This is a genomic window from Myxococcus dinghuensis, from assembly GCF_024198235.1.
GTDB lineage: Bacteria > Myxococcota > Myxococcia > Myxococcales > Myxococcaceae > Myxococcus > Myxococcus dinghuensis.
The window spans coordinates 402,084-425,027 of sequence record NZ_JAKCFB010000004.1; the positions used below are offsets into that span (position 1 = coordinate 402,084).

Here is a 22,944-nt window from a genome sequence, read left to right on the forward strand (position 1 = left end):
ACGACGAGGTCCTCAGCGGTGGCAGCCCGAGCAGTCCGTGGGCGGGCGCAGGGGGCGGGGAAGCTTCGAGGGCTCGGGCAGCGGCGCCCCGGACGTCAGGGCCAGCAGCTCCCCGGGACGGGGCGCGGACGACGGCGGCGCGGACGACGGCTCCGCCACCGTCTTGCGGTGACAGTCCAGGCACCAGCCCATCGTCATGGGCTCCACCTGTTCGACGCGCACCATCTCCTGCACCGCGCCGTGGCACGTCTGGCAGGCGAGCCCCGCGGTGACGTGGCTGGCGTGGTTGAAGTACGCGTGGTCCGGCAGGCGGTGGACGCGGGTCCACTCGATGGGCTGGTTCGCCGCCACCGCCGCGACCACCTTCTGGATTTCGGGCGAGTCCTTCTTCACCTGCGTGTGGCAGTTCATGCACACGCTGGTGGAGGGCACCCCGGCGTGGCGGCTCTTCTCCGCGCCGACGTGGCAGTACTGGCAGTCCAGTTCGTACTGGCCCGCGTGGACCGCGTGCGAGAAGGCCACGGGCTGCGCGGGCATGTGGCCCTGCTGGTTGTTCACCGGGCCGTTGCAGCCCCCCATCGCCAGGGCGAGCAGCGCCCCCGCCGCGCCGGTGAGGGGAACGGGGCCGAAGGACGAGCGACTCATGGTGTCTCCTCCCGGGGCGTGGCGAGCATGCCGGGCTCCACCGACTCCCGGGGCTGCACCACCGCCGCGACGGGACGGGTGCGGAAGAAGGGCGCCACCGCCAGCAGCGCGAAGCCACCCAGGACGTGTAGCTGGAACGCGAGCGGCGAGCGCAGCATCAGCGTCGCCTCCGGCTGGAAGGCCATGAGCGAGCGCAGATAGGGCACGGCGACGTGCACGTACCAGGCGGAGCCCCAGCGCAGCGTCACCGCGACGTACACCCCGGAGAGCACCTGCGCGAACACCAGCCCCAGCGCCGTGGCCGAGCCCCACTGCCCTTCCCGCGCCCGGCGCAGCGTCAGGCTGGCCAGGCCCCAGCCGAGCAGCAGCGCGCCGACGAGGCTCAGCGACTCCAGCGCGAACAGGCGCGAGGGCGAGCCGTTGAAGAGCTGCATCGCGCGGGGCGCCGCCAGCCCGAGCAGGTGGTTGAGCGCGACGATGGCCGTGCCGCCGAGCACCGCGCGCCCCGCGGGCGTCCAGTCCTGGGAGGCCCGCGCCTTCGTCGGCGGGGGCGCGCGGGTGACGAACCGGTGCACGAGGCCCGCGGCGGCGATGCCCGCGGCGGCGTAGGGGACGAGGGTGAACAGGAGGGAGTCGCTCACGAGAGTCCTCGCTGGGACGGCGCGGTGAAGGCGATTCCGATGAAGCCCAGGGCCGCGAGCAGCCCGACGACGCCCAGGTAGACGAAGTCGCGGTCCGCGCGCGGGCGGCTGCCATCGCGCGAGACATCCGCCAGGTACGCCTTGAGGGCGTATTGCTCTTCCTCGGTGAGGGGGGCCTGCGCGTAGAGCGCGCCCATCATCGGGCCGTCCAGCTTCGCCAGCGCCGGGCGCATGCCCTTCTCGCCCATGCGCGCGAAGGCGAACGTGAGGTTCGGGCCCAGCGTGCCACCGCCCGCCACGCCCAGGCCGCGCACGTCGTGGCAGCCGATGCAGGCGGCGCCGCCGTGGGTCAGCGGCTCGGAGCCCTCGAACAACTTGCGGCCCCGGGCGACGTCCTCCGCGGTCGCGTCCGTGCCCATCTTCTCCGCGGGCGAGGGCTTGCAGCCCCCCGGGCCCTTCGCGGTGCAGTCGCGGAAGTACGCGAACAGGCTCGCGCGCTCCTCGTCCGTCAGCGCCTGGTCCGGCATCCGCACGCCGTTGAACCTGGTGAGCAGCGCGTTGGCCACCGGGTCCCCGGCGTCGATGACCGCGGAGGGGCTCTTGATGAAGCGGGTGACCCAGGCCTCGTCGCGCCGCTCCAGCACGCCGTGGAGGTCCGGGCCCACGCGGTCGCCCTCACCCACCGAGTGACAGGTGGCGCAGCGCTGGGTGAAGAGTCCCGCGCCCTGCTTCGTCGCCTGCGCCAGTGCCTCCGGCGCCGACAACAGCGCGAGCATCGGGATGATGGGGACGAGCCTTCGCGCCTGGCGCGTCCGCTCCTCTGGAACTCGTGTCCGCATCGCTGCGTGCCCCTCCTCGCGGGGAGGCCGGGCTCATTGCCCAGCGCACGCGGACGATTTGCAACGCGGGGGCCAGGGTGTTCTCCGGGCGGAATCCGCCTGGAGCACCGGAATTCACGAGAAGGGAGCGCAGCCTTTGCGCCGGGGACGGTGCGGGAACGCACCGTTTGCCTGACGACACCGGGCTGGAGCGGGGGCACGCCGCGGGGCCGGGGACGTGCCCGGCCCGCGCGCGGCGGCGATCACATCGCGGTGGTGGTGAAGACGCCGCGGCTGATGGCCATGATGCCGCCGACGATGAAGAGGATGGCGAGCACCGCGCCCACCAGCGGCAGCGCGTAGCCCGGCTGCGGCTTGCGGCGGTTGATGGAGCTGGTCGCCTGGGCCGTGCCGGCCGCCAGCACCATCATCACGATGTGGCCGATGAGCGCCGGATAGTAGAAGCGCGTCACCAGCACGAGGATGCCGAGCAGGACTTGCAGGTGGAGCGTGCCCGCGAAAGCGGCGCCGAGGATGCGCCCTCCCTTGTCGAAGGGGCGCTTCGTCGCGAGCCCGAAGGCGAAGTACGCGATGGCCAGCACGCCCGCGAGCAGCACGAGGTAGCGGAGCCCGGAGTGGGCGTAGAAGAACATTCGGTCCATGGGCCTCGCGGTTTAGCAACGCGCGGGGCCCGACGCACGTTTCAAGACGGGTCCGGCTTGGGGGTCGTCCGGGTGCTGGGCGGCAGCGGGGGCGCGGCGATGCGCTCGGGGGGCGGCAACTCGCCGGTGAGGCTGTCGAGGAAGGCGACCAGGTCGTCCACCTCCGCGTCCGTCAGCGTGCGCGCAAGCTGGTGCTTCGCCATCAGCCGCACCATGGTGGGCAGGTCCTGGACGCTGCCGTCGTGCAGGTACGGCCCCGTCTTGCGCACGTTGCGCAGGGTGGGCACGCGGAACTTGCCCCGGTCGTCCTCGTTCTTCGTCGCGTCGAAGCGGCCCGCGTCCGTCAGGCCCGGATAGTCCTCCAGCAGGCCCAGCTTCTGGAAGGACAGCCCGCCCACCGCGGGGCCGTTGTGGCAGGTGGTGCACCCGGTGACGGTGAAGAGCTGGAGGCCGCGCTGCTCCTGCGCGGTGAGCGCGGCGGCGTCACCTTCGAGGAAGCGGTCGAAGCGGGACGGCGTGACCAGGCCCCGCTCGAAGGAGGCGATGGCGCGCGCGGCGTTGGCGAGCGTCACCGGGCGCTTGTCGCCGGGGAAGGCGGCGCGGAAGCGGGAGACGTAATCCGGCATGGAGGAGAGCGTGGCCACCACGCGCTTCTCGTCCGGCATGGCCATCTCCACCGGGTTCAGGATGGGGCCGGAGGCCTGCGCCTCCAACGTGTCCGCGCGCCCGTCCCAGAACTGCGCGATGTGGCCCGCGGCGTTGTACACGGTGGGCGAGTTGCGCGTGCCCTTCTGCCCCCGGTGCCCGTCCGACAGCGCCTTGTTGTCCACGCCGTAGGTGCCCAGGCCGTGGCAACTGTTGCAGGACACGTCGTGGTTCTTCGACAGGCGCGCCTCGAAGAAGAGCATGCGCCCCAGCGCCACCTGCGCCTCGGTGTCCTGGGGCGCGGGCTTCGCGTCCTTGCGCGGAGGCAGCGGGCGAAAGAAATGCGTGAGCTGCTCGTGGGTCAGCGGCGGAGGCGCGCGGCGCGCGGGCTCCACGGGCGCGACCGGCGCGGGCGGCTCCGGGCGCTTCTCGCACGCGACGAGCGCGCCGGTCCCCAGGGAGGACAGCGTGAGCAGGGCGAGGAAGCGCTTTCGCGACGACATGACGGACTCCACGGGCCAGGTCCGCGCGACAAGCTACCAGCACGCGGGGAGGGGGCGGCCCGCGTCTTTGTGTCGCACCCCGCTCGGGCTTTCCACGTCCATCAGTCCCGCCCCGGGTCCTGCAACGGACCGTCGCCTCCCCGGCGTGCGGGCGGACAGGCCTCGCGCGCGGGCGGGCGACGCGGGGATTCGCCTTCATGTCCCGGACTGTTTCCCCAGGGTGCGAGCACGGGGAGCCCCGGGCTGCTTCGTCAGGGGCTTCCGCGGCGCGCGCGCAGCGGGGCATCGCTCGCGATGGAGGCGCCAGGAGACGAGGAGGCCGGATGCGGGATGAACGAGGTGGTGACGCGGAGGAGGCGTGGGAGGACGTCGAGGTCCTCGTGTGCCGCAAGTGCCTGACGCGGCGCGGGCTGCGGGCCGGAGGGCTCGAGTTGCCGCGCTGGCTGCAGGGCGCGCTCGCCGAGCGAGGCCTGACCGACCGCGTCCACGTCATGCCCACCGGCTGTCTGCGGCAGTGCCCTCGCGGCGAGGTCACCGTCCTCGTCCACGGCGGCGAGGTGGGGCTCGGTGGCGCGCTGCTCACCGTGGATCCGCTGATGGACCGCGAGAAGCTGCTGCGCCTCATCGAGGCGCGAGCGCGGGAGCTCCCAGCCGGGGACGCCGCCACCTCCGACGAGCGCGACGTCGCGACGTAGCGCCAACGACGTGGAGCGCGGCGGAGGTGGACCGAAGATGAGCCGGTCCACGAGGAAGGACACGGTGAGCCCCGTGGCCGTGCCCACGGCGTCCCAGGCCAGGTCCTTGAGCGAGAAGCGCGTGCCGCGGCCCAGGTCGTAGAGCTCCTTGCCCACGCCGACCCCCATCGCCAGACCGGCGCTCGTCCAGTAGCGGGCCTCGTGGGGTTCGAGCAGCAACGCGCCTCCCGCGTAGCCCACGCCGGCGAGCGTGAAGCACGCGGCGAAGTGCTTGGGCTTGTCGGGTCCGAACCAGTCGTCTCCCGACGCGGCGTGCGCGCGCGGCGCGAGGAGGAGGGCGAGCGATGAGGCGAGCACTGGGAGCGGTCGCATGCCCCAGACATGTAGCACCCCACGGTCGGTCCAGGTGATGTGACACGGCACGAGCCGACCCGGACGGTCCTGGTGCGTTTTCGAGACGTGGCTCCGGAGGCGGCCTATGCTCGGTCCACGTGAACCGCCTCGGCCCCCAGTTCACCTTCCAGCAGCAGTCGACCCGGCACCCCGGACTCGATGGGGCGCGCGGGCTCGCGGTGTTGGCCATGGTCGTGGGCCACACCCTGGACGCGCTGCTGTCCACCGAGGCCCGGCAGCACCCGTGGATCCAACACTACTGGACCTTCCGCGGCATCACCGCGCCCCTGTTCCTGCTGGTGAGCGGCTGGGCGGTGGTCGCGGCCCTGGGGACACGCCCCAACGCCGCGCGTGACACGCTCGGCAAGCGGGTGCGGCGCTCCCTGCTGCTGTTGTTCCTCGGCTACTTCCTCCACTGGCCCGGCTGGGCCGCCGTGCGCGACATGGGCTGGACGGACACCATGTTGACGCGCGTGTTCACCTTCGACGCGCTCCAGTGCATCGGCTCCGCGCTGCTCGTGGGCGCGGTGCTGCTGGCGCTCGTGCCCGCGCGGTGGGGCCGGCCGCTGGTGTTGCTCACCCTCGCGGTGGGAATCCCGCTGGCGAGCGCCGCGGTGTGGCGGTTCGGCGCGGAGCTCCCGGGGGCCCTGCAACAGCTCCTCGGCAGCGGCGGGGGCAGTCGCTTCCCCTTCTTCCCCTGGGCGGGCTTCTTCTTCGCGGGCGCCTTCGCCGCCTACGCGCTGCACCTCATCAAGCCGGGCTGGCCGCAGGGGCTGGCGCTGCTCGCCGTGGGCGCGGGCCTCCTCGGCCTGACGCGCCTGGTGGAGCCCGACTGGACGCCCGTGAGCGCGTGGATGGTGGCCTACCGCGTGGCGCAGGGGCTGCTGGTGATGGGCGTCGTCAACCTGGCCCCGGCCCGGCTCAGCAAGCTGCTGGCCCCGTTCGGGCGGATGTCCCTGTGGATCTACGTCCTGCACCTGCCCGTGGTGTACGGCTGGGCGGACATCCCGGGCCTGTCGTACCGCGTGGGCCCCCGCCTGGGAGTCCCCGCCGCGCTCGGCGTGGGCGTGGGGCTGCTGCTGACCTGTGCGCTCGTGGCGAAGGTGGGCCGCTGGCTGCTCGAGCAGGCCCGCCCCTGGCGCGCGGGCTCCACCACGCTCAACGCGAGCCTCAGCGGTTCCCGCGTCAGCCAGCGCATCTGAGGCACGGCTCGCGCTTCGCGTCGGCCACCGCGCGCATGCCGGGGCAAGGGCGCGGCATCCATCCCTGATGGCGCCGGCGACTGCGCGCCGAGGCTCCACGCGGCCACCGCGACACCTCAGTGCCGGGGAGGGTCCTCCTCGGTGAACTCGGCATCCACCTCGGCGGTGGGGCTCCGTCGAGGGCCCCGGGGGACCTCTTCTTCTCGCGCCTCCACGTCCGTGGGGAACTCCGGGGCGGACCTGCGCGCGAAGGGGGCGTCCTCGGAAGGGCCCATGGGCGGGAAGCCCATGCCTCCTCCCATGCCTCCGAAGGTCGTGACGCGGAGCGAGCCGTCCCGCATGCGGCGCTCGGCGGCGCGGCGCAGGCGGCCCGCGACGAGGCGGCGGGTGGGCGGGAACAGCAGCAGCAGGCCCGCGACATCCGTGAGGACGCCGGGCACCACGAACAGCACGCCGCCAGCGAGCACCAGCGCGCCGCTGAAGAGGCCCTCCTCGGGCACCTGTCCCCGGGCCATGGCCTCGCGCCAGCGGCGCGTCACCCGGCTGCCCTCGCGGCGAGCGAGCCACGAGCCCAGCAGCGCGGAGAACAGGACCACGCCCAACGTGGGCGCGAAGCCGATGTGACGCCCCAGCACCACGAGCAGGTACAGCTCCAGCAGGGGGACGACGATGAAGGCGAGGAGGAGGTACTTGAACACCTCCTCAACCTAACCCGGCACGCCCGCTCGCGCCGGGGAACCTGCCCCCCGTGCGAAGGCCGCGCCGCCCGCACGGCCTACCCGCTGCCGAGGCTCGACAGCATCGAATCGACGATGAGGTAGAGGGCGATGAAGACCCCGATGACGATGGCGAAGAAGCGCACCCCTGGTTGGAAGCCGGGGCGCTCCGTGGACAGCGATTCGTACGAGCCGCCCGACAGTCCCCCGGACAGGCCGCCGGAGACCTCGCTGGCGTAGCGGGCGGTGCGCAGGTACTGCTCCACCACCATCGTGTCGTCCGTGCCGGAGACGGCGCGCCCCAGTTGCGGGTCCATCAGCCGCACCTGCGCCGCGCGGGCCAGGGCCGAGGCCTCGGAGACCACCTCGCGCATCAGGTCCGGCTGTTCCCCCAGGGGGACACGCAGCTCGGTGGCCACCACCTGGCCCCCTTCGCGAAGCACGCCGACCTCCACGTCGCCGTGCTTCAGGTTCCACAGCCGCACTCCATCCGGGCGGACGGTGAGCCGCCGCTCCGAGAGGAGGCCATCCACCCGCGCCGCCTCGTAGGGCATGCCCGGAGTCATCGTCTGTAGGAGCAGCTCGTATCTCACGCGGGTTGCGAGTATACGCCGCCCATCGCCATGCCGACTCCTCCCAAGTCATCTTCTGGCCCCCATCGCGGTGGCAGGCCTTCCTCCCCGCCCCAGGGTCGGGGCCGTCCCCCCGCCCGCCCGGAGAAGCCCGCCCCGGACCGGACCACCCCGGAGCTGGGCCCGGATGGGCTGCCCCAGGTGTCCCTGCTGCGCCGCGGCGTCGAGCGCTGGCAGGCGGGCCACCCGTGGATCTACCGCGCGGACCTGAACGGCGACCCGGCGCTCGCCGGCGGCGAGGTGGTGCGCGTCACGGACGGGCGGGGCTGGTTCATCGGCAAGGCGTTCTATTCGCGCCAGTCCAAGATCTCCCTGCGCTGGCTCACCTACGAGGACGTCCCCGTCGACGCCGGGTTCTTCCGCGACCGGCTCCAGGCCGCCGAGGCCCTGCGGCGGCTCGCGCTGCCGGGCGAGACGACGTACCGGCTGGTGCACGGCGAGGCGGACGGCCTGCCCGGCCTCGTCGTGGACCGCTACGGCGACTACCTGAGCGTGCAGTTCCTCGTGCCCGCGATGGAGCAGCGCAAGGCGCTCATCGCGGACCTGCTGGAGGCGCAGTTCAAGCCGCGCGGCATCGTCAACCGCTCCGACGTGGGCGTGCGCAACCTCGAAGGACTCACCCCGGAGAAGGGCCTGCTGCGCGGCGCCCTGCCCTCCGGCCCCGTGTCGTTCGACGAGGGCCTGGTGCGCGTGCGCGCGGACCTGCTGGAGGGCCAGAAGACGGGTGCCTTCCTCGACCAGCGGGAGAACCACGTCCTGGCCGCGCAGTACGCCACGGGCGAGGCGCTGGATTGCTTCTCCTACGTGGGCGGCTTCGCGCTCCAACTGGCCACGCGCGCCCAGCGCGTCACGGCGGTGGAGATTTCGGAAGCGGCCTCCGCCCAGTTGCGCGACAACGCCGCCACCAACAAGCTCTCCAACGTCGAGGTGGTCGTGGCCAACGCCTTCGACTTCCTGCGCGACGCGGTGGACGAGGGGCGACGCTTCGACACCATCGTCCTGGACCCGCCCTCGTTCGCGAAGAACAAGGACGCCATCGCCGCGGCGGTGCGTGGGTACAAGGAGATCAACCTGCGCGCCATGCAGCTGCTGCGGCCCGGCGGCATCCTCATCACCGCCAGTTGCACGTACCACGTCGACGAGCAGTCCTTCGAGGACATGCTCGCCTCGGCCGCGGCGGACGCGCGCAGGCGCATGCAGATCATCGAGCGGCGCGGCGCCGGCCGGGACCACCCCGTGCTGTTGAACCTGCGCGAGACGCGCTACCTGAAGTGTTTCGTCCTGCGCGTGCTGTGATGGCGTGGCGCGACGCGCGGCCCGGTGGCCATGGGAGCATGGCGCGGAGATGAGCCGCCGGGACTGGGACGACGAGGGCGACGACGCGCGCCCCCTCGGGGGGACGCGTGAGCGGGAGCGCGCGTTGAAGGAGGTCCGCTCCGTCTACCGCGAAGCGGACGCGGCCTACGCGCCCTACTCCTGCCCCGCAAGCGGCGAGTGCTGTCAGTTGTCCCGCACCCGGCGACAGCCCTGGCTGTGGCAGCCCGAATGGGACCTGCTGTCCCGCGCTCGTCCCCTCCCCCCACTCCGCGAGGATGGAGGCTGCCCGTACCTCGACGCCGCCGGGCTGCGGTGCACCGTGTACGCGGACCGCCCCTTCGGCTGCCGCACGTTCTTCTGCGAACGCATCCGGGGCCCCGCACGTCAACCCGCGGAGACGGTGGGCGCGCTGCTGGAGCGCCTGGAGCGCGTGTCCCAGCGCGTGGCCCCCACGTTGAAGGCCCCCCGCCCGCTGCTGGAATGGCACGCGGAGGCGCTCGCGGCGTCCCGCGACGAGGAGTGCTGAGGGCCGCGCCCAATCCCTCCCCGACGGGCGGGCGCGAGGCGTCCCACGTCAATCCCTGACGCCGCGATGAGACATGTGTCGAGGATGTGACACGTGCCCCGTCCACCCGCGCACCAGGGCCAACGCGTCATCCCGCACCCGGGTCCCTCTTGAATCTCGCGCCCAATCCCCGCGAGCGCCGCAATTCACGGCCGCACGCCTTGCCGAGGGTCCATGTATCAACATGAAAGTCTTCCATCGGAGGGGCACTGATTTCACCTTCAATGGTATGTCGAGGCGTGGGCTTGCGTAGGAGCGGGATGATGCGGTGGGTTGGGAAGCGGTGTTCGTCCATCCCGGGAGTGCCTCGGCGGAGCCGTGTCTGGAAGGGACCGGTGGGGGCGCCGTGATTTCGCCGCGTTGGCTCGTCGCGCCACAGGAGTTCAAGGGCACCCTCACCGCGGGAGAAGCGGCGGAGGCGATGGCGAGGGGCGTGCGGCGGGTCTCCGCGGACGTGGTGCTGGACATCGCCCCCCTGGCGGATGGCGGCCCCGGCACGGTGGACGCGCTCCTCGCGGGTACGCGCGGCGAGCGGCGGGTGTGCCGGGTGCATGGGCCGTTGGGTCATCCCGTGGACGCCGCGTGGGCGCTGCTGGAGGACGGGCGGACCGCGGTCGTGGAGATGGCGGCAGCGTCCGGCCTGTCGCTGGTGGACGCGAAGCTGCGGGATGCGCGCCGCGCGTCCACCTATGGCACGGGCGAGCTCATCCGGGCGGCGCTGGACGCCGGCTGCGAGCGGCTCATCGTGGGCATGGGCGGCAGCGCGACCACGGACGGTGGGACGGGCGCGCTCAGCGCGCTGGGCTTCCGGTTCATGGACCGCCACGGCAACCCGCTGCCCCCGGGTGGCGCGGCGCTGGCGGCGCTGGAGCGCGTGGACGCGAGCAGTCGGCACCCGCGGCTCGGACAGGTGGAGCTGCTGGGCGCCACCGACGTGACGTCGCCGCTGCTGGGGCCGGACGGGGCCGCCCAGCTCTTCGGGCCCCAGAAGGGCGCGGACCCCAGGACGGTGGAGCAGTTGGAGGCGGCGCTGGCGCACCTGTCCACGGTGGTGGGTGACATGGCCGCGGGCTGGCCCGGCACGGGCGCGGCGGGCGGCTTCGGCTTCGGCCTGGTGGCGCTCGCGGGCGCGAGGCTCGTCCCCGGCTACGAGCTGGTCTCCCGCGCGCTGGGGCTGGAGCGGCGCGTGCTGCTCGCGGAGGTGGTGCTCACCGGCGAGGGGCGCTTCGACCGGCAGACGTCCCTGGGCAAGGGGCCCGGAGGCCTGGCCCGGCTCGCGCGCGAGCACGGCACCCCCGTGGAGCTCTTCGCGGGCTCGGTGAGCCGCGAGGGGTGCATCGAGCTGGACCTGTTCCACACCATCGTGGACCTGAGCACCCAGGCTCGGCCCGGGGCCTCGGCCGCGGAGACGCTGACCGAGGCCGTGGCGCGATGGACGGCGGCGCGCCTGAAAGCCGAGGGCTGACGCGCGAGGCACGGCCGCGTCAGGCCGGGCCCCGTGCGCTCACTCCGTGCGCAGGCGGATCTTCCCGATGGCCTGACGGCACGCGTCCGCGACGAAGAACTCCTTCACGTAGACGCCCGAATCAGCGGGGCGCTCCACCACGCGGTACGCGGTGTCGTTCTGCGCCACGATGGCGAGCCGGCTCAGATGGGAGGCGTCGCCGTAGCGCTCGAGCAACTGGCACCCGCCCTGGCGGTGCTCCCCCGTCTCGCTGCTCAGCAACTCCACGCCCAGCGGCGCGCTCGCCTTGCAGCCCGTCTCCCAGAAGTAATACGCCAGCTCGAAGAGGACGCCGGGGTTGGCGCCCCTGGCCGCCTTCACGAGCGGCTCGCATAGCTGGGTGCGCTGGGTCTGGACCAGCCAGTGGGAGAGGTGATTCCCGGCCAGGTGTCCGAACTCCCCTTTCAGAAACTGCGCTCCGGTGTTCTTCACCAGGTAGGACTCGAGCAGCGCGAGGAGCTCGCCCCCGACCTCCTTTTCGGTCTCGAGCAGGAGCTGGGTCCCGAAGGTGTTCGGCCCGGGCCCGCCGGGACGGATGAGCTCCTCGAAGAGGAGCCCGCTCTCCTTGCAGCGGACCAGCGCCGCGGCGATGGGGGCGATGTCCGTCGAGGTGGCCTTGTACGGGTCGAAGTCCCCCTCGCGCGCCTTGGCGAAGCGCTGGGCCAGCGTCGAGCAGTCCGGCTTCGCGAGGTCCGAGAACTTCGTCTTGAACGCCAGCTTGCGACAGGCGTCGGGCTGCTTCTCCTGCCCGCACATGAGCGTCAGTTGCGCCCGGTCGTCGCGGCGGTCCGCCTGCTGCATCACGCCCTTGCAGGCCTCCGCGAAGGTCGCGCCGAAGAGCTTGTCGCGCTTCGCGCAGTGCGCCTTCAGGTAGCCGTACTCCTCGTCCTTGGCGGCCGCGAGGCGGTATGAAGCCTTGCACGCATCGCCCCAGACGTTGGCGCTCCCCTTGACGGCGATCTGCTCGTCACAGACGCCCTTGAGCTGGGGGTAGTCCTCCGCCTGGATGGCCGCGTCGACCTCCTCGCGCGACAAGGCTCCGATTCCCACCGAGGCCCCGAGCCGTGACGTGACGGCACAGCCCGACCCGAGACTCAGGACCACCCAGCCCAACAGCCAACGATGACCCGACATGCACCCATCCCCTTCGGCGAGTGAGACACTCGCGGCAGGACCTGCGTTGTTTGCCGGGGGGGCGGGTGTGTCAGGCCGTGTGTCGCATGCCTCGGCGACTGACAGTCCTTGGAGACAATTTATTGAACGCCGGTCTGACGGGGGCGTCAAGCCACGCCCCGTCAGGCCTCCAGGGCGTCCGTCGTGCGGACCACCCGCATCCCCGCCTGACGCAGCTCCTCGATGGCGACGTCCGCCAGCCGGGGGAAGTCGAGGGAGGGCGGCAGCGGGTCCAGGGGCGGCGCGGCCACGGGGCTCATCGCGTCCACCAGGATGTGGATGCGCCCCATCTTCGAGCGATCGGTGCGCTCGATGTGCTCGCGCAGGTCCTTGAGGGTCGACAGGACGCAGTGCGACTTGGCCTGACCGAAGACGTAGACCTTGTCGTACGTCATCAGCTTCTCGAACAGGCGCGTATTGAAGGCGCCCACCCGTTGCCCCTTCACCTCCGTCACCTCGGGGGCGAGCACGGAGTAGTTCTCCGTGAGCGGATTCTCCCCCTTCATCTCGAAGTGGGTGGGCGTGTCCCGGGTGAGCGCATGGAACACGCTCGCCTCGTACATCGCGGGGACCAGCGCGTGGCTGAGCCCTCCGAGCAGCGCGTGGTATGGCCACACCGTGAGCACGTAGCGCCCGGAGGCCTCCAGGCGCTCGCAGTACTCCAGGCTCTCTTCCGGGAAGCGCGTGGCCCGCCAGCGCCCGGCGCGCACGTCCGCGGCGGTGATTTGCGACAGCGGCGCCGGGTGCCGCCCCTGCGCGTCATGCCACCAGGCTGGATGGAAGATCTGGAAGACGCGGTGCGTGTCGAGCGAGAAGACCAGCTCCGTCACGCGGTCCAGGTGTGTGTAGAGCCAGCGCAGCGTGCGCTGCGTGTCCTCCACCGCGCCGGGCACGAAGAGGCTCGCGCCCGGCGTACAGAACGCCACCTGCACGTCGATGCCGAAGGCGGCGACGCGGACCTGGTCCTCCCGGGCCGGGCGGATGCGGTGCTCGGCGACGAAGCGCCGGGCCTCCTCGGCGACCTCGGCGGTGCGCTCCAGGTAGAGCTGACCTGCGCGAGCGTCCTCGTGGAAGCGGGGCAATGGCAACGACATGGCGTCCTCCAGGATTCTTTCGAGCGGACCGCTGCGGGAAGGAGGCTCAGCGCCCCTTCGGGAAGTGCTTGCGCGTCAGCTCCTCGACGAGCGTCCGCGTGGCGGGGGTGTGGGCGATACGGGCCTTCTCCGCCGAGAGCGCCTCCGCGCCGACGAGCGACGGCGTCTCCGGCTCCGCCTCCATGAGGGGGAAGTAGCCCTCCGGCACCTCCTCGCCCTCCTGGCCGACGAGCCCGATGGGCCCGTTGCCATGGCGGCGGCGGAAGAGCACCGGCACCCCGGGGATGCTCTGCTTGCCCTCGGCCAGCTCGTTGCCGAACTTCATCACCGGCTGCGTCCCCGTCTGGGACAGCTTGTAGATGGCGGCGACGCGGTCGCGCGTGAAGGGGCACGTCATGGTGCGCGCGACGATGTGGCCTCCGTACCCGTAGAACTGCGCGGAGGGCTCCCAGCCCACCTGGCGCCGCAGCTCCTCGAACTCTCGCGTGGCCTGCGCGTCGAGCCCGTCCTCCAGGATGTTGACCGGGCGGATGCCCAGGTCCCGGGCGCGCGTCACCGCGTACAGGTACTGGAGCTTCTTGTTGCCGGAGTCGAAGCGGATGGAGTCCCCCGCGCCGGGGTCCTCGCGGATGAGCTGGAAGGCGGCGGGGATGCCGGAGGTGAGCGTGTCGAAGGTGTCCAGCAGGTAGCTGGAGCGCTGGGGCCTGCGCTCGCGCATGGCGCGGAAGGCCGCGTCATCCGAGCCGTAGCGCTGGATGTGCTCGTGCCCCATCGTGCCCACGGGAATCATGCCGAGCTGGCGCGCTCCCTCGACGTTGCTCGTGCGCTCCACGCCCACGTCCTTGCAGGCGCGCAGGGCCAGGTGGTGCTGTTCCAGACAGGTGGCGGCGCGCAGGCCGACCTCGAAGATGCGCGACGGGTCCTCCACCGCTTCGATGAGCTCCTTCACCGTCTCGCGCACCCGTCGGGCATACCCCTCCGAGTCCACGGTGATGGGCACGGGCTTGACGCCCACCGCGTCCAGCGTCTCGAGCGCGATGGCCTTCTGCTCGTCGCAGGTGACGGTGGCCAGCGCCCGCGCGAGCCCCTCGCGGTCCGTCAGGGCCTGCGTCGCCACCTGGATGCGGAAGTTGAGCTGGAGCAGCAGCGGCTCCACCCACGAGATGAGCGCCGAGGGACCGGTGAGCGTGAGGATGGGCTCGCGCGCGAAGAAGACGGAGCCGCGCGGGATGGCGCGCACGACCAGCTTCTCCTTGCGGAGGATGGCCGCGCGGAAGCCCACGCCCATCTCGTAGTCGTACTTCGCGAGATACTCGTAGTCCTCTTGCCGGGGCTCGGGAATCAGCGACCGGACGAACGCCGCCAGGTCCAGGGGCATGACCTGGAGCCCGCCCTTGCGGTGCGAGTAGTAGAACGTCTCCTTGCGCAGGGGCCAACCCGCCTCCGCCATGCTGAACTTGTAGCCATCCGTCGCGAGCAGCGAGGTCGCCATCCTGGGTGTCATCCTCCGAAGTCTCCTGAGCCTATGCGTGCCGGCGTGGGTTTCCTACCCTCCGCCCGCGCTTTCCCAGGCGAGCCGCGAGAACATGATTTAGACCTGGAATCCATGTCGCCCGGCCGCCCTCCCCGCCTGTTCGTCGCGCTCGTCGTCAGTGTCGGCGCGCACGGGTTCATGTGGTGGGGACTGGAGCGGCTGGCTCCCCGACCGGGGGCGACCTCGGCCCCGCCCTCGCCCTCCCATCAGCCACCCGCCATGGAGTGGGTGGACGTGGAGGTGGCGACGACGGATGTGCCAGCGTCGGCCCCACGAACGGACGAGGCGCTTCGACCCGTGGAGCCTCCGACACTCCACCCCTCGGAGCGCTCAGCGCCCCACTCCGACGAGGAGGGATACGCCACGAGGGTGCCGTCGGGCCTCACGCCTCGCGCGGCCCCGACTCACGCTCCGGAGATGCCGGTCGCCGCCGGCCCCATGACGGCCCTCCCTTCGGTGAGGCCCCCCACGAGTGAACCCTCGGCGACGAGCCCCGCTCGCGCCCTCTCGGTGTCCCCCTCCGACGACCGACTTCGCGAGGTCCCGCCGATTCCTCCGGCGCCCCCCCGCGTGGCGACGCCCAATGCGGAGGACGCCCCGCGCGCGGCGCCCGCTCCCACGGGCCTCGCGGAAGCAGCGCTGTCGATGGCACCCCTGCAGGGAACGTGGAGCGCGGGCGCCATCGCCCGGGGGCCGGACCGCGACGCGGCCTCCACCTCTCCCGTGGGAACAAACGCCCAGAGCGCCTCGGGTGGAAGTGGCCGGAACGGCGATACGGGCGACCCCGCGCCTTCCGCGGGAGCGCTCTCACGGCGGCGTACCCCTCCCACCGCGCAGGACCTGGTCGAGGACCTCGTCTCCGAAAGCGTGGGACGCGGCAAGGTGGACCGCGGGCTCGTGCATCCCTACTTCAGTCAACTGGGGAAGATGCTCGTGGAGACGTGGGACGCGGACCGCTCCGTGAAGGAGCACGGCCTGCAGGGCTACTTCGACATGGGCCTGGAGCGAGGACGCGCCTACGCCGAGGTCTGGAGCGAGCGCGCCGCCCACTACGGCGCCTCCGGTGCCTTCGGCGCGAAGGACGCGCCCGAGGACGACCGTCGCCGCCCCACCAGCAACTCGGGCAACCTCGACCTGCGGCTGAGCCGCGAGCTGCGCGAGAAGATGCGCGAGGAGTTCCGCGCCACCCGCCGCGCCCTCATCCGCGTCGTGCAGGATGGCCAGGGACGGTTGCTGGACGTGACGCTCGTCGTGCCCAGCCATCAACCGGAGGTGGACCGCGAGGCCGTGAAGGACGTCCGCGCCGCCGCCGAGCGACTGCCCCTCCCGCCCCCCGAAGCCACCCAGGGCCGCGCGCGCATCACCAGCCTCTGGCAGTTCGAGCTCATCCTCTCCATCAGCCCGCCCATCCCCACCTTCACCTTCGAGTTCGACGAGGCGCTCGGCTTCATCGACACGCGGCTGCCACTCGACAAGCGCATCTACAAACGCGTGCGCCTGGTCGAGCTGCGCTGACGTCGTCACCGCTCCGCGCCACCCCCGCCACACAGCGGAGACACGCGACCCCGACGCCACGGGCTTTTCACGAAAAACAAGCTTAACAATTTTTACCCGGACACATCTGATGCAGCGCCCAGAAAGGCGGGCGTCCCATGCATCGAAGCATTCGTCGTTCCCCGGATGTCGTGGTCCTGGCGGTCGTCACGGCGACCCTGACGTTGTTGTCCGGCTGTGGAGAAGGCGTGGGTGACGACCCGTTCGGCGAGTCCGCGGGTGCGCTCATCAATGGCGTCGGCTCGACGGCGGCGCGGGCCGCGCTGGCCCGGCGCTGGGCGCCCATCCACTACCAGGACACGGACGTGACGGGCTCGCACTCGCTCAGCGGCCGCTCCGACTACATCACCCGGGTGGACTTCGACGGTGACTGGAACGGCGCGAACAACTGGGACAACACCGGCGCGTACGCGCTCACCGCGCACGCGTACCACTCGGTGGTGGAGACGTCGACGCACTGGTACCTGCTCTACACGTTCTTCCATCCGCGCGACTGGTCCGACAACATCTTCGACTCGGAGCACGAGAACGACGGCGAGGGCGTGCTCCTCATCGTCCAGCGCAACGGCACCGAGTACGGCGCGCTCGTGGGCGCGGTGACGGTGGCCCACAAGGACTTCTTCTCGTTCGTCCCCTCGGGCAGCCCGCTCGCGTCGGGCGCGGAGACGGTGGACGGCGCGCTGTCGCTGGCCCTGTTCGAAGGCGAGCTGCACCCCATCACCGCGCAGGAGGCCAAGGGCCACGGCCTCAAGGCGTGGCCGGCGTACGACATCGTCGGGGACGGCGTGAAGTACTTCCCGTCGCTGACGCTCGCGGAGCAGCCGTCGTCGCCCACCGACTCCGACGTGCGCTACAAGCTGCTCGACATCTACGGCGCCGAGGGCCTGTGGCCTCGCCGGGACCTGTCCTCGCTGTTCGCCTCCTCCGGCACGTTCCGGGGCGACACGAGCGGCGGCTGCGGACTCATCGCGGGCAACTGCTCGTCGAACTCCGCCAACGCGCCGTGGGGCTGGGACGACCAGAACGACGGCCCCATCCTGCGCGGGGAGATCGCCAACGACCCGGCCAGGCTCGCCGCGTACTACTTCAGCCCCTCGTCGCAGTTCTCCACCACGTACACCTTCAACCCGTTCAAGGGCATCGGGGCGGACCCGAACCAGCCCTGACGCGACGAGGCCCGACGTCGACCGTGGAGGACGGGCCCGGACGGCCCGCCTTCCACGGCGTCACTCCGTCAGGAGGCGCGCGCCTTGCGACCCGCGGGGCGGCGGGCGCGGCTGCGGACCGGCGTCGAGGCGGGCTGCCCGAAGACGCGGTCGTAGTCCTTCATGCTGCGGCGGATGACCTCGAGCGCCTCCGGGCGGTCGTAGACCTCGGCGATCTCCACGCTGCGCTTCCCTTCCCCGGGAATCTGCTTGTAGGTGAGGAAGTAGTGCTTGAGGCGGTCGAGCAGCGGCCGGGGCAACTGCGCGATGTGCTGCAGCTCGCCGTACACCAGGTCCGACTCCAGCACCGCGATGATCTTGTCGTCCGCCTCGTTGCCGTCGACCATGCGGAAGCCGCCCACCGGCACCGCGTGCACCAGCAGGTTGCCGTTGCTGACCACCTTCTCCGTCAGCACGCACACGTCGATGGGGTCCCCGTCGCCGCGGATGTCCTTGAGGCCCGTGCGCTCCGCGCAGCGCTTCGCCACCAGCTCGTCGCAGTAGGTGCGCGGGATGAACCCGTAGAGCGAGGGGCACTGGCTGCTGAAGCGCTGCGGGCGGTCGAGCATCAGGATGCCCGACTCCTTGTCCAGCTCGTACTTCACCGCGTCCGTGGGGACGATCTCGATGTACGCGGTGATGACCTCGGGCGCTTCCGCCCCGGGCGTGACGCCATGCCAGGGGTGCGCGGTGAACGTCGTCAAGGGTGCGGTCTTCTTCATGTCGGTACGTCTCCCGAGCGGCTGCACGCCTCGGAGTAGAGTTGCGCGACCGCGTCCTCCAGCCGGCGCGTCAGCGCCTCGCGGTCCTCGAGTGTCAGGTCCTTCGTAAGGATGGGCTCCCCCACCACCAGCGCCACGCGCTGGCCCCACCGGACCGCTCGCCCTCCCTTGGGGAGGATGAGCCGCGTCCCTGATACGGCCATGGGCACCACCGGCACGCCCGCCTGGATGGCCAGCGTCGCCGCGCCCTTCTTGAACGGCCGCAAGCGACCGTCCTCGCTGCGCGTGCCCTCGGCATAGAAGAGCACGCTCACTCGCTCGCGCAGCGCCGTCACGGCCTCGGACATCCGCGCGCGATCCCCCCCGCCCCCCGAGCGCTCCACGGGGATGTTGCCAGCCCGCCGCAGCGCCGCGCCGAACACGGGAATCTTGAACAGCTCCGCCTTCGCCACGTAGCGGGTGTGCTTGTCGATGTACGCCAGCTGCAACGGCGCGTCGTAGTGCGACTGGTGGTTGCACACGAACACGACGTGGCCCTCGGCGGGGATGTGCTCCAACCCCACCGCCTCGTGGCGGACCCCCGCCGACCCGAGCACGCCCCGGGCCCACAACCTCAACGCCTTGTCCGCTTCCCCGTGGGCCCCCCCCACGGAGAGCGCGGAGATGACCGTCGAGAACACGCCCGTGAGCCCCACCGCCGACACGCCAGCGAACGCTGTCTGGAGGACCTTGCGAATCACACGAACTCGTGGGCGGGGAACAGGAGCACATCCGAGATGCGCTGGACCCCGAGCAGCAGCATCAGGATTCTATCGAGGCCCACCGCGATGCCTGCCGAGGGGGGCATTCGACCTACCGCGTCAAGGAACCGCTCGTCCAGAGGATACACCGAGCGCCCCAGCCGCTGCCTGAGCGCCTGCTCCTCGACCAGCCGCGCGCGCTGCTCCACCGGGTCCGTCAGCTCCGAGAAGCCGTTCGCCAGCTCCAACCCCTTCGCGTACAGCTCGACCCGCTCCGCGACACCGGAATCCCCGGGTTTCAGGCGGGACAGGGCGGCCATGGAGGCGGGGTACTCGATGAGGAAGGTGGGCCGCTCGTGCCCCAGGTCCAGCTCCACGCGCTGCAGGAAGAGGTGGAAGAAGACGTCGTCGAAGCTCTCCGCGTCGCCGGTGCGCACGCCAATGGCCTCGGCGGCGCGCTTGAGCGAGGGCCCGTCCGAATGGACCCGGATGTCCACGCCGGTGGCGCGCAGCACGGCGTCGCGCACCGTGAGCCGCTCGTAGGGGGTGCGGGTGAAGAAGGCCGGGTCCGCGCCGGGCTCCCCTTCCGTGGCGTTGCGGCCCGCCTCCGCGAGCGCACCCTCCAGGTCGTCCATGATGGCGTGATAGTCCGCCTGGGGGCGGTAGAACTCCAGCATCGTGAATTCCGGATTGTGCGTGGGTGACACCTCGCCGTTGCGGAAGACCTTGCAGAGCTGGAACAGCGGCCCGGCGCCGTCGGCGAGCAGCCGCTTCATGGCGTACTCGGGGCTGGAGTGCAGGTAGAGGGTGCGGGCGGTGCCGACGTCCGTCTCGGGGATGAAGCCCGCCTCGAAGGCATTGATGTGGGGCTCCATGCCGGGAGCGGGGACGAGCAGGGGCGTGTCGACCTCCAGGTAGCCGTGGGCGGCGAAGAAGCGTCGAAGGGCGGCGTAGAGGGCCTGGCGTCCGCGCGCGGCCCGCCATTGAGAAAGGTTGGGCATGGGCGCCACGGAAGTAACATGCGCGTCCGCATGCTCCCAAGGATTCCCCTCTACCTCGCCCTCGCCTGCTGCCTCGGCGCCTGCGCGCCCAAGGCGCTCCCCCCTCCGCCGCAGCAGGCCCCGAGCGAGGAGCAGCAGCTCACCACGGAGGTCCGCGCGCTCGCCTCGCGCGCGGAGGGCTTGCTGGAGGAGCAGCACCGGCTCGTCTGGGTGTTCTGGACGGAGGGGCGGCACGTCGACGTGGGCGGCACGTACGCGGGCCAGGAGGGCCTGTTCGGCCTCGACTCCATCCGGAAGATCGACCGGCTGCGCCAGCTCACGAAGGACGCGCGCGAGCTGCGCGCGCTCACCGCGCTGCACTCGCACTTCGCGGGGGAGTACCTGGCGCACGCGCTGGCGGAGTCCAACGACGCGTCCGCGAACCTGGAGGCGTCGCTCACCTTCACGGTGGACGGCAAGGAGCTGCGCTACCGCGACCTGGAGCGGCTGCTCGCCAACGAGCGCAACGCGACGAAGCGCCGCGCGCTCTACGCGGAGGCCACGCCCGCGCTGGAGCGGCTCAACCAGACGCTGCGGCGCAAGGAGGAGCGCGCGCGGGAGCTGGTGCGCGAGCTGGGCTTCCCGTCCTACGAGGCGTTCGGCAGCGAGCTGCGGCAGGCGGACCTGGGGCGGCTGAGCGTGCTGGCGGAGGAGATCCTCCAGGCCACGCAGGCGCCGTACCGGGTGGTGATGGAGCGGCTGAGCCAGCGCGAGCTGGCCATGGCCTTCAAGGACCTCACCCGCGCCGACATCCCGCGGCTGTTCCGCTCGCGCGAGGTGGAGGACGCCTTCCCCAAGGGCGAGTCGCTGCTCAAGGCGCAGGCGACGCTCGCGGGCATGAGCCTGAAGTTGTCGGACCTGAAGAACCTCCAGGTCGACTCGCGCGACCTGCCGCGCAAGAGCTCCCGGCCGCTGGCGCTCGCGGTGAAGGTGCCGGACGACGTGCGCTTCTCCTTCAAGCCGGGCACGGGCGCGCTGCACCAGGCGCGCGTGCTCCACGAGTTCGGGCACGCGCTGCACCTGGCCTTCACGCGCGAGACGCGCTTCGAGCTGGCGCGCCTGGGCAACCCCACCGTGGGCGAGGCCTACTCCGCCCTCTTCGAGGACCTGCTCGAGGACCCGGTGTGGCTGGAGGAGCACGCGGGCATCAGCGGCGAGCAGCGCGCGCAGTTCCTCGCCACCTCCAGCGCGCACAAGCTGTACCTCATCCGTCACGCCGCGGGGCGGCTGCTGTACCAGTTGGAGCTGCACCGCCGCCCGGACGTGGACGCGCGGGCGCTGTACCGCGAGGTGATGGCGCGCACGGACGGCATCCCCATGACGGACGAGGACGCGGCGCGCTACCTGGTGGACCAGGAGGACTTCTTCCAGTCCGCGGACAGCTTCCGCGCGTGGTTCCTCGCCGGCCAGCTCCAGGCCCAGCTCAAGGCGCGCTTCGGCCCCGCGTGGTGGCGCTCGGCCCAGGCGGGCGAGTTCCTCGAGGCCCTGTGGGCGCGCGGCAACGCGCTGTCCGCCCGCGAGGTGGCGGAGGCCATCGGCGAGAAGGGCATCGAACCGGACGTGCTCCTCCTGCGGCTGGGCACCACGCTCCAGGTCCCCATCCGCCTGGACCTCCAGGGCTCCGAGGAGGCCCTCGCCCCCGAGGGCGTCCCCGCGCCCGGACCCGAGGGAACCCCCGCCCCGGCGGAGCCGGCGGTCAGCGCGGGCGACGGGCGCTGACGCGGACGGGGCCTCCCACGGCGACGCGGGGGCCCCTGGAACGACGAGGGCCCCCGTCCCATCTGGAACGGAGGCCCTCGGGTCGGCGCGACGGGAGGCGGACTACAGGAGCTTCATCAGCTCCGCCCGCTTGGCGTTGTACTCCTCGTCGGAGAGCACGCCCGCGTCCTTGAGTTCCTTGATCTCCTTCAGGCGCTGCGCGGGGCTGCGCGTGTCGGCCGGAGGCGCGGCCTGGGGCGGGGGCTCCGGGGCACGCTGCTGCTGCTGTTGGTTGTTCATGTTCATGAACTGCTGGGCCATGCCGAAGCCCATGCCCATGCCCATGCCGCCCAGCGCGTTGCCGTTGCCCTCGCCACCGCCCTTGGCCATGCCCTCGGCGGCGCCGAGCATCGCCTGGCCCTGCGCGTACTGCTGGAAGCCTCCCGCCAGCCGGGAGTAGGCGACGTCCTTCGACAGCTTCTTGAGCGTCCCCTCGTCCTCCTCCTTGATGCTGACGTGGAAGTTGCCCATGCGCACCACGGTCAGGCCGTAGTCGTCCACGTGGGGCTTGAGGCCGGCGATGACCTCCGTCTCGATCTCCTCCGTGTACGCGCCGCTCGTCACGTCGAGCAGCGGCCAGCGCTTCTTGACGAGCAGCTCCGCGATGCGGTCGCGCGTCACCTTGAGGACCTGGTTCTTGAACCAGCCCAGGAGCGCGTCGTTGTTGGAGCGGCCCATGCCCACCAGGCCCACCACGAGCTTCTCCGGGTCCGTCACGCGGATGGAGAAGTCGCCGTACACCATGGTGCCGATGCCCAGGCCCGTCTCCGGGTCGCGCACGTCGCCGATGGGCCCACCGAACTTCACGCCCGGGAACTCGCGGACGGAGACGAAGAAGACCTCGGCGATGAACAGGTTGCCGCCGGTGAACTTCTCGAGCAGGCGCGACAGGAACGGGATGTTGTTCGAGTCGAGCTGGTGGCGACCAGGGCCCAGCTTGCCCTCCACCTTGCCGTCCTTCACGAACAGGGCGACTTCGTCGGCGTCGACGGTGAGCTGGGTCAGCATCCGGATGTTGTTCTCCGGATACTTGTAGATGATCTCCCCCTTCGCCGAGTCCGCGCGCGCGATGAAGTTGCGCTTCGCCTCGCCCTTGATGGTGTCGAAGATACCCATGTGCTTGTCAGCGCCTCCGTGGCCGCCGTGGCGGCCGGTCAATCCGCACCACCAACCAACCTACTTAAGA

General features: G+C 71.5%; 22 protein-coding genes. 7 read left to right on the forward strand and 15 right to left on the reverse strand.

The genetic code is table 11. The annotated features are described in order from the left end of the window. Positions 1 to 12 precede the first annotated feature (12 nt). The 6 genes from LZ198_RS08610 to LZ198_RS08635 all read right to left on the reverse strand — a co-directional run bounded on the left by LZ198_RS08610 (position 13) and on the right by LZ198_RS08635 (position 4,981). On the reverse strand, positions 13 to 645 hold the full coding sequence (locus LZ198_RS08610; protein ID WP_253971405.1) for a cytochrome c3 family protein: 633 nt from the start codon (positions 643 to 645) through the stop codon (positions 13 to 15). Continuing rightward, the gene (locus tag LZ198_RS08615; protein WP_253971406.1) at positions 642 to 1,286 is read right to left on the reverse strand and encodes a respiratory nitrate reductase subunit gamma; all 645 of its coding nucleotides are present in this window, start codon (positions 1,284 to 1,286) and stop codon (positions 642 to 644) included. Before LZ198_RS08615 ends, LZ198_RS08610 begins: the two co-directional genes overlap by 4 nt. Beyond that, entirely contained in the window at positions 1,283 to 2,125 is an 843-nt protein-coding gene (locus tag LZ198_RS08620) for a c-type cytochrome (RefSeq protein ID WP_253971407.1), read from the reverse strand. Before LZ198_RS08620 ends, LZ198_RS08615 begins: the two co-directional genes overlap by 4 nt. A 242-nt stretch (positions 2,126 to 2,367) precedes the next feature. After that, positions 2,368 to 2,766 (reverse strand): hypothetical protein, encoded by a 399-nt coding sequence (locus tag LZ198_RS08625; protein WP_253971408.1) that lies wholly within the window; start codon positions 2,764 to 2,766, stop codon positions 2,368 to 2,370. A gap of 41 nt (positions 2,767 to 2,807) precedes the next feature. Further along, positions 2,808 to 3,914, reverse strand: coding sequence for a cytochrome-c peroxidase (locus tag LZ198_RS08630; RefSeq protein ID WP_253971409.1), 1,107 nt, complete (start codon positions 3,912 to 3,914; stop codon positions 2,808 to 2,810). A 251-nt stretch (positions 3,915 to 4,165) separates the two neighbouring features. Continuing rightward, on the reverse strand, positions 4,166 to 4,981 hold the full coding sequence (locus LZ198_RS08635) for a YfiM family protein (RefSeq protein WP_253971410.1): 816 nt from the start codon (positions 4,979 to 4,981) through the stop codon (positions 4,166 to 4,168). A 119-nt stretch (positions 4,982 to 5,100) separates the two neighbouring features. On the opposite strand from LZ198_RS08635, the gene LZ198_RS08640 reads away from it, so the two are divergent. Then, entirely contained in the window at positions 5,101 to 6,204 is a 1,104-nt protein-coding gene (locus tag LZ198_RS08640) for an acyltransferase family protein (RefSeq protein WP_253971411.1), read from the forward strand. 116 nt (positions 6,205 to 6,320) lie between these two features. On the opposite strand, the gene LZ198_RS08645 is transcribed toward LZ198_RS08640, so the two are convergent. Both LZ198_RS08645 and LZ198_RS08650 read right to left on the reverse strand, forming a co-directional pair. Further along, positions 6,321 to 6,902 carry an FxsA family protein gene (locus LZ198_RS08645; protein ID WP_253971412.1) on the reverse strand — a complete coding sequence of 194 codons (582 nt, stop codon included), beginning with the start codon at positions 6,900 to 6,902 and terminating at the stop codon, positions 6,321 to 6,323. Positions 6,903 to 6,979: 77 nt separating this feature from the next. Next, positions 6,980 to 7,513, reverse strand: coding sequence for a hypothetical protein (locus tag LZ198_RS08650; RefSeq protein WP_253971413.1), 534 nt, complete (start codon positions 7,511 to 7,513; stop codon positions 6,980 to 6,982). 30 nt (positions 7,514 to 7,543) lie between these two features. On the opposite strand from LZ198_RS08650, the gene LZ198_RS08655 reads away from it, so the two are divergent. The 3 genes from LZ198_RS08655 to LZ198_RS08665 all read left to right on the forward strand — a co-directional run bounded on the left by LZ198_RS08655 (position 7,544) and on the right by LZ198_RS08665 (position 10,899). Continuing rightward, on the forward strand, positions 7,544 to 8,848 hold the full coding sequence (locus LZ198_RS08655; RefSeq protein WP_253971414.1) for a class I SAM-dependent rRNA methyltransferase: 1,305 nt from the start codon (positions 7,544 to 7,546) through the stop codon (positions 8,846 to 8,848). A gap of 49 nt (positions 8,849 to 8,897) precedes the next feature. Beyond that, on the forward strand, positions 8,898 to 9,395 hold the full coding sequence (locus LZ198_RS08660) for a YkgJ family cysteine cluster protein (protein WP_253971415.1): 498 nt from the start codon (positions 8,898 to 8,900) through the stop codon (positions 9,393 to 9,395). Positions 9,396 to 9,780: 385 nt separating this feature from the next. Beyond that, positions 9,781 to 10,899: a glycerate kinase gene (locus LZ198_RS08665; RefSeq protein ID WP_253971416.1), complete on the forward strand. Its 1,119-nt coding sequence runs from the start codon at positions 9,781 to 9,783 to the stop codon at positions 10,897 to 10,899. Positions 10,900 to 10,938: 39 nt separating this feature from the next. Here LZ198_RS08665 and LZ198_RS08670 read toward each other — a convergent pair whose 3' ends face one another. The 3 genes from LZ198_RS08670 to LZ198_RS08680 form a co-directional block, all read right to left on the reverse strand. Continuing rightward, on the reverse strand, positions 10,939 to 12,072 hold the full coding sequence (locus LZ198_RS08670; RefSeq protein WP_253971417.1) for a hypothetical protein: 1,134 nt from the start codon (positions 12,070 to 12,072) through the stop codon (positions 10,939 to 10,941). A gap of 161 nt (positions 12,073 to 12,233) precedes the next feature. Beyond that, positions 12,234 to 13,205 (reverse strand): nicotinamidase, encoded by a 972-nt coding sequence (locus LZ198_RS08675; RefSeq protein WP_253971418.1) that lies wholly within the window; start codon positions 13,203 to 13,205, stop codon positions 12,234 to 12,236. Between the two features lie 46 nt (positions 13,206 to 13,251). After that, the gene (locus LZ198_RS08680; RefSeq protein ID WP_253971419.1) at positions 13,252 to 14,697 is read right to left on the reverse strand and encodes a nicotinate phosphoribosyltransferase; all 1,446 of its coding nucleotides are present in this window, start codon (positions 14,695 to 14,697) and stop codon (positions 13,252 to 13,254) included. 687 nt (positions 14,698 to 15,384) lie between these two features. On the opposite strand from LZ198_RS08680, the gene LZ198_RS08685 reads away from it, so the two are divergent. Beyond that, positions 15,385 to 16,254, forward strand: a complete 870-nt coding sequence (locus tag LZ198_RS08685) for an energy transducer TonB family protein (RefSeq protein ID WP_253971420.1) — start codon at positions 15,385 to 15,387, stop codon at positions 16,252 to 16,254. 137 nt (positions 16,255 to 16,391) lie between these two features. Further along, a complete protein-coding gene (locus tag LZ198_RS08690; RefSeq protein ID WP_253971421.1) occupies positions 16,392 to 17,459 on the forward strand; it encodes a hypothetical protein in 1,068 nt (355 codons plus the stop codon). Between the two features lie 68 nt (positions 17,460 to 17,527). Here the strand turns inward: LZ198_RS08690 and LZ198_RS08695 are convergent, their stop codons facing one another. From LZ198_RS08695 to epmA, 3 genes are read right to left on the reverse strand one after another with little or no spacing between them, the layout of a single operon-like run. Then, the gene (locus tag LZ198_RS08695; protein WP_253971422.1) at positions 17,528 to 18,220 is read right to left on the reverse strand and encodes an inorganic pyrophosphatase; all 693 of its coding nucleotides are present in this window, start codon (positions 18,218 to 18,220) and stop codon (positions 17,528 to 17,530) included. Continuing rightward, entirely contained in the window at positions 18,217 to 18,960 is a 744-nt protein-coding gene (locus tag LZ198_RS08700) for a lysophospholipid acyltransferase family protein (RefSeq protein WP_253971423.1), read from the reverse strand. The genes LZ198_RS08695 and LZ198_RS08700 overlap by 4 nt, the downstream gene beginning before the upstream one ends. Continuing rightward, positions 18,957 to 19,961, reverse strand: coding sequence for an EF-P lysine aminoacylase EpmA (gene epmA, locus LZ198_RS08705; protein ID WP_253971424.1), 1,005 nt, complete (start codon positions 19,959 to 19,961; stop codon positions 18,957 to 18,959). Before epmA ends, LZ198_RS08700 begins: the two co-directional genes overlap by 4 nt. Before the next feature lie 30 nt (positions 19,962 to 19,991). On the opposite strand from epmA, the gene LZ198_RS08710 reads away from it, so the two are divergent. Beyond that, positions 19,992 to 21,719, forward strand: coding sequence for a chromosome segregation protein SMC (locus tag LZ198_RS08710; RefSeq protein WP_253971471.1), 1,728 nt, complete (start codon positions 19,992 to 19,994; stop codon positions 21,717 to 21,719). A 102-nt stretch (positions 21,720 to 21,821) separates the two neighbouring features. Here the strand turns inward: LZ198_RS08710 and LZ198_RS08715 are convergent, their stop codons facing one another. Then, positions 21,822 to 22,874, reverse strand: a complete 1,053-nt coding sequence (locus LZ198_RS08715; protein WP_253971425.1) for an SPFH domain-containing protein — start codon at positions 22,872 to 22,874, stop codon at positions 21,822 to 21,824. Positions 22,875 to 22,944 lie beyond the last annotated feature (70 nt).